A 6,765-nucleotide genomic window follows, 5' to 3' on the forward strand; every position below is an offset into this window, starting at 1 on the left:
GACTTTCTCTACGATCCCTATTTCATCTATAATTCCCGCAACTATTCCTAAGTGATCTAGATTTTTAATTTCAATTTCTTCTAGTTTAAAATTCATTTCTCTATAAAGTTAGTGGGAGTTTTATCCACGATCTTATCACTGCCTCGATAATTCAAATGTAGTATTAGCTTAGACTTGTTTTAGTCTTTTTGCTTGCATATTCATTTTTAAATGAGTAACAAATAAGACTAAGTATTTGTCGTGAAAATTGAAGTGCGGAATGTGGGTTTTAATAAGTCGATCGCTTCAGGGAAGGGACTAATATTAGGTAGATGCTGACGGTAAATATCAAGTAGCTCAGGGACAATTTCAGTTGCGATGCCATGAATTATCAACCATCGATCGAAAGTATTATTTCTCACTCCCTCACGATAAAGTTGAAATAATGTTGCAGCTCCGATCGATTCACTAATTCCTAGATTTACTGATGCCCAAGCAGCAACCGCTCGAAACCCATTCAAGACAAAATCTCTTTCTGGATATATTGTATCATCCAGATCGAAGACGATCGCTTTTAGCTGATTCATTTAATATAGCGATCCTAAATTAGTGAGATTTAGATTGGCTGTGGTGCGTTACCCTTCGGAATAAAACACCCTACACTAGTGAGTAAGATATTCATGGATTTATCTAATTCTTTTAAACTTTCGAGCGGATGTATACGATCGTTTAAAAAAGTATTGCTAATGGCACTCTGAGCCTGTAATATCTGTAGAAATCTAAAAAATTGTGTGAATACAAGATCTGAATATCAGCATTATGAATCGTTATTCAAATATATATATAAATATCTTATCATTTTAGATCGTCTACTCAATTTATCGATCGAATGACCCAAGCGATCGGTTAAATTGTCGAGATAGTTAGTAACTTTAACTCCAGTTGCTTTAGATAGACTCAGATCGATCGTCTATTGGCTGTCAACTGTTTAGCGTTGATATCTCATCCCAGGTAACTGTGTGACTAAACCGAGCAACTCTAACTCTAGTAATGTCGCCGAAACATTGGCGACTGGTAGTTGGCATCGAGAGACGATCTCGTCAAAACTAGTTGGGCTAGTAGTCATGAGTAACCATACTTGCTGAAGATCTGGACTTAGATCTGGTGGTGTTATTTGCTCCGACTCCGTTGTCGGAATCTGGGTTCCATCGATGACTTGGCTGCGTTCTGGCTCGAAGGAGAAAAGTTGTAGTTGCTGGGAGGGATCGAGTTGAGGGATCGAGGAGAGCAATTCGAGCAGATGATCTAAGCCGAGGATCGGCTGTGCGCCACGACTGAGGAGTCCTAGACAGCCGAGTGAGTTGGGATTGTCGAGGGAGCCTGGAAGGACATATACATCGCGTCCATAGTCATTGGCTTGATGAGCGGTAATCAGGGCACCAGATCTAGTTGGAGCTTCGATCACGATTGTGACGCGACTCAATCCAGCAATAATCCGATTGCGGGCGGGAAAATGCGATCGATCTGGTGTCGTTCCCGCTGGGTATTCACTCACCATCAAGCCATGCTGGTGGATGTCAGCAGCCAGAGCTTGATTGCGCGGTGGATAAACAAGATCCAGTCCGGTACCTACGACGGCAATCGTGCGTCCACCTGCTTCCAAACAGGCACTATGCGCCTCTGTATCGATTCCTTGTGCCAGTCCTGAGACGATCGTAAATCCTTTACTCGCCAGCAGAGCACTAATTTTTCGCGCCCAACGTTTGCCATAATCTGAAGGATCGCGAGTCCCGACAATGCCCACAGTGGGGATATTGCCCAGATTTTCAGCCGGAACCACTTTTCCTCGGTAATACAAGACTCCTGGTGCTGAGGGAATTTCGGCTAATAAGCGCGGGTAATCAGGATCGATCCGCGTCCACCAATCGGGATTGTCGATCGAATGTGTTATTGACAACTTGTGAGGGTCAATTTTGGCACGAGTGGCGATGATTGTGGCGATTAATTGAGTTCCCACTCCATCGATGGCGAGGATCTTCTCAGAGTCGGCATTCCATGCAGCTTCAAGATTACCAAAATGCTGGTAAATGCGATCGATTAAAATCGCTCCCACACCCGAAATTTTCGACCAAGCCAACCAATAAATACGTTCTTGTGACATCCGATCTAGTCCCTTCTGGTTCAGTTTAATATGCCCACAGAAATTAAATGGGATATAGTACTACAGGAGATTTCGGTAAAAAGGTTGAAATTCGGTATTGAGACTGCACAAATCGACCAACAGATCGATATGATAAAGGACGATCGGGATGATGCACCGAACATCACCCCTAGATTGCCACATGTTGTTTAGGTGAAATCTTGACCGAACCTACTTACCTTGAACCAGATCTTTACGTGCCATTACCATCAATTGGGTTCGAGCCTAATTTCGCCACCAGCAACACTAGTTCGAGTGAGAGTGATCCGTCATCAGTTTTGACGCAACACCTAATTTTTCAAGCATTAACCCAAGTACTGAGTCCGCTGGGTGTCAAGTTTGAGTTTTCGATCGAACATCTCCCGCAGATGTCCACAGTTAACATGGGTGAGGAAACGACATTCCCGTCTCGTTTGGCATACCGACTATTAGTTCGATGCTCTGCCCAAAAGAGTCTAGAATGCCAAATTCTCGCCGCACCGCTGGCAAAAATGCTCCGCAGCATCGAGCTGGAGAATTTTCAGATGGCGATCGTTCAATACTCCCGATTTTCTACGAGATCGGTTCCAGCGTCTACCCAAATTGCCGACTGGCGGTTGAGAGTCGATCTCACACCTCCGATCCTCAGACTGAGGAATTGGGCGCGGTGGGGTGATGTCCAAGCGATTAGCAAGTTACTTAATCTCGCGCTTGCAGATGCAGAAATTCAAGTTAGTGCTGTGCTAAAAAATCTCACCTTACAGATTTTTTGTACTCTTAATAACCCGCGATCGTCCAAATTTCCGGCGAAAAAAATTGTACTCGATCGAATCGCCCCCCTGCTGATCGAATTGACACCTCAAGGTATCCAAGGCGCAACTATTCACGGAGTCCAATCTCAACCAGTTGGCGGACATATAGAGGAGCCGCCTGTCTGGATGCACTGGCTGGATTTACCAGCTTTGGGCGATCCCAGATTTTCACCTACGCCGATAATTTTAGCAGCACGAGGCGATGAAGATGCCCTCACTTTTATCCTCGAACGGTTGCTCAATCCAGATTTAGAGCAATGTTTAGAGAGTGGGGGCATTGAGTTATCCCTACTCCACCGCCATCATCTACTCCATGTAATGAGTGAGGCTCCTATTTGTCCGATCCAAAGTCAAGTTGCGACGACTGTTGTTCGAGTACTGAAGCAATTGAATCTGACGGGGATTAGTGGTATCCGCGTATATGGACGCATATCGGGACAATCAATCTCTGTTTGGACTTATGGGGTAGATTTTGTTGGCGGAGCGAATCGTCAGCAGTTGGAACTGCCACCAGTGGCATTTGAGCCTCAAGTTGTCGCTGCACGATCGATAACTAAAATCAGTTTGGGGCAAAGAATTAGGGAGTATTTGATAACAACGAGGATCTGGAAACCTCAACCGCTATTCACGACTAATCAACTGGCTTATCAACCTCGGTTTCAATGGCAACCATCACTATTGTTATTATTGGTGGGGTTAGGATTGGTGACAGCGAGTGATTTAGTAATTAAATTTACTTTAGAATCCAAACAGATCGCCGCTAATTCTACACCAACCAGTTTACAACTATCATTTAATAATTCACTGCTCGAACAGAAACTCGCTCAATATCAATTGCGTTGTTTGCAACATGGCGTACCTGATATCTTGATTGTTGGTAGTTCGCGCGCCCTGCGTGGTGTCAATCCAGAGGTATTAAGACGCAGTTTAATCGATCGTGGCTATCCCAATCCTCAGATCTACAATTTTGGAATTAATGGGGCAACCGCACAAGTAGTAGATTTAATCTTGAGACAGCTATTAACGCCGCAACAGTTACCAAAATTATTAATTTGGGCGGATGGAGCTAGAGCATTTAATAACGGTAGAATCGATCGAACTTATGAAACAATTGCCGCATCCGATCGTTATCGCCAATTAGCTTTGATGTCAGAGACTAGCAATAGCAACTCATCACTACAACAAATCCAATCTTCTATTCAAAACACTTATCAGGCGATCGATACGGCACTCGATCGTCATTTGGCACAGGTATCATTAGCTTATCATCATCGCGATCTACTCAAAACTTGGTTGCAGACTAAAGTACCTTTAGTAAGACAAATGACCGCTGCTAGCGATTCAAATTCTAGCATCGATCCGAGCGTAATGAGTGAGCGAGATATCGACTTTGATGGTTTTTTATCACTCGATTTACGGTTCGATCCTCATACTTATTTTGATAAATATAGTAGAGTAACAGGAGATAGTGACAGTGACTATACTAATTTTCAATTATCTGGTAGTCAAGATCGATCTTTACACCAGACGATCGATCTCTTAGCCAGCTACAAGATTCCGCTGGTATTTGTGAATATGCCCCTATCAGATATCTATTTAGATAAATTTCGATCCCAGCATGAAGTAATTTTTAAACAATATATGCAGCAGTTGATGAACTCACATCAACTTACTTTTATCGACTTGGATGGTTTGATAAATAACCAGTACGATCGCTTTTCCGATCCGAGTCATCTCAATCAATTTGGCGCAAGTGATGTGAGTAGATATTTAGCACGGATGGAAGCAATATCGTGGTAATTAATATCCACATGCGCTCGGAAGATCGACTTATTAGCTACAACTGTAAGATCGCCAAATGTTTAAAATTATTTAGACTTACTTAATTATTAATATAGTTTTTATCGATGCGCTTTAGATCGTCTAGAATATCGTAGGGTGTGTTATCTGTGAAGGGTAACGCACCGAAGAGAATGACTTACTTAATTATTCCCACAGTTTTTTATCGATGCGCTTTATATCATCTAGTTATGCTATTTTTCTAGGAATCACTTTAATCTTTTACTGGGGAATAGCACGGACTCAAAATCAGAAACTATGGGCGATCGTAGTTTCAAGTATTGTATTTTATATCTCCTTTCGGCAAATTCAATATTTTCCAATCATCTTAGCGATGATATTAGTAAATTATTGGATCGGTAAAATATTATTAGAGAGCCAAATTATTGAGTATAAAGAAATCCAAGATCGATTAGGTGAAGATTATTTTCAGCAATGGTTGCCACGCGGGAAGCAACAGCGAAAGCGAGTTTTGATTGCTGGAATAGTTTTTAACATATTATTGCTAATTCTCTCAAAATACATCCCATTCTTATTAAATATTTTTGCACCGATCGATCCAGTAAATATTCAAGCATTAGCTACTTCAATTAAAATAAATTTCTTACCACCTCTAGGAATATCCTTTCTTAGTTTTGAATCTACCGCCTATCTAATTGATGTCTACAACGGTAGTCCCGCAACAGGCAACTTACTCAAGTATGCTGCTTATAAATCTTTTTTCCCTAAACTAGTATCGGGGCCAATTACACATTATCAGCAATTTGCTCCACAATTAAATAACCTCCAATTTCCCGCGATCGAGCGGCTAGCTGAAGCTGGATGGTTAATTGCTATTGGTGCTATCAAAAAGACCTTAATTGCTGATAATTTAGCAATATTTGTGAGACTAGTATTCGAGCCAACTACTCTCGATCGAGCAGGTAGTATCGACTTATGGCTAGCAATTTTTGCCTATGGTTTACAACTATATTTAGACTTTAGTGGTTATGTCGATATCGTCCTTGGTACCGCTATTTTATTCGGAATTGATTTACCGACAAACTTTAATTTTCCCTATCTGAGTACTAGCATCGCTGATTTTTGGCGACGCTGGCACATCAGTCTGGGAAATTGGCTGCGAGATTATATCTATATTCCCCTTGGCGGTTCGCGATTGGGATTGGGACGTACTTGTCTAAATCTATTAGCACTGATGTTAATTTCGGGAATTTGGCACGGTGCTGATTGGGGATATATTGTCTGGGGGGGTATTCATGGGATTGCGCTGGTATTCCACCGCTTAACGCATACGCTTTCAGCGAAAATTGAATCACTTGCATTATTTTGGCGCAGCCGAGTCGGACATATTTGCGGTTGGCTCTTGACTCAGCCATTAATCTTTGTGGCTTGGATTTGGTTTCGACTTCCCAATCTGGCACAGTCTAATTTAGTATTTCAACACTTATGGGGTTATCCTCGCGACGCTCAGTTCGTCACGAAGATATATGTAGAAAATCTCAAGTTAGCAGATAGTCAAATTTTACTAGTTTTAGTCGGATTAACGATCGCGATGATGGTTGCCTATACATTCGATCGATTATTAAAGTTAAATCTCAATTGGCATCTAAAATTAGTACTAATTCCTGTCTGTCTATATATTGTCTGGCTGCTGTCTCCGACAGAGAGTTTAGCCTTCATATATTTTGATTTTTAAAATCTCATGAGTCGTTCTCCAAATAGCATCTCAGAGGCTACTTGAAAAGTATAAGATATCCCAGAAGATCCCCCCGATCAAGCCTTTAAAAGGGGAACACCGGAATCTTAGTCCCCCTTCAAAAGGCAGGGCTGATCCATCCACCAGAGAAAAACCGCTCTAACCCTTTTCTGTCGTTAAGTCTCGATCGAATGTAGATGGAAGTTAAACGAAACAATTGGGTTTTAGCATTATTCTTTTTCCAATAGATCAGCCCTGCC

Annotated in this window: 5 protein-coding genes; 2 read left to right on the forward strand and 3 right to left on the reverse strand. The window is 41.9% G+C overall.

Annotated features, from left to right (window positions below):
- From ACEW9J_RS17495 to dprA, 3 genes are all read right to left on the reverse strand, one after another.
- Positions 1–96: DUF4277 domain-containing protein (locus ACEW9J_RS17495; RefSeq protein WP_373546387.1), on the reverse strand; the 96-nt coding region annotated here is incomplete at its 3' end.
- 131 nt (positions 97–227) lie between these two features.
- The gene (locus ACEW9J_RS17500; RefSeq protein ID WP_373546388.1) at positions 228–566 is read right to left on the reverse strand and encodes a hypothetical protein; all 339 of its coding nucleotides are present in this window, start codon (positions 564–566) and stop codon (positions 228–230) included.
- Positions 567–967: 401 nt separating this feature from the next.
- A complete protein-coding gene (gene dprA, locus ACEW9J_RS17505; RefSeq protein WP_373546389.1) occupies positions 968–2,140 on the reverse strand; it encodes a DNA-processing protein DprA in 1,173 nt (390 codons plus the stop codon).
- Between the two features lie 200 nt (positions 2,141–2,340).
- On the opposite strand from dprA, the gene ACEW9J_RS17510 reads away from it, so the two are divergent.
- On the forward strand, positions 2,341–4,770 hold the full coding sequence (locus ACEW9J_RS17510; RefSeq protein WP_373546390.1) for a DUF1574 family protein: 2,430 nt from the start codon (positions 2,341–2,343) through the stop codon (positions 4,768–4,770).
- A gap of 373 nt (positions 4,771–5,143) precedes the next feature.
- Entirely contained in the window at positions 5,144–6,505 is a 1,362-nt protein-coding gene (locus ACEW9J_RS17515) for an MBOAT family protein (RefSeq protein ID WP_373546391.1), read from the forward strand.
- Positions 6,506–6,765: the final 260 nt, after the last annotated feature.

This window comes from Chamaesiphon sp. (genome assembly GCF_041737865.1).
Lineage (GTDB): Bacteria > Cyanobacteriota > Cyanobacteriia > Cyanobacteriales > Chamaesiphonaceae > Chamaesiphon.

Coding starts and splice junctions, on each gene's coding strand:
- dprA (WP_373546389.1), bottom strand. CDS start 2,140: ATGTCACAAGAACGTATTTATTGGTTGGCTTGGTCGAAAATTTCGGGT.
- ACEW9J_RS17515 (WP_373546391.1), top strand. CDS start 5,144: ATGATATTAGTAAATTATTGGATCGGTAAAATATTATTAGAGAGCCAA.
- ACEW9J_RS17500 (WP_373546388.1), bottom strand. CDS start 566: ATGAATCAGCTAAAAGCGATCGTCTTCGATCTGGATGATACAATATAT.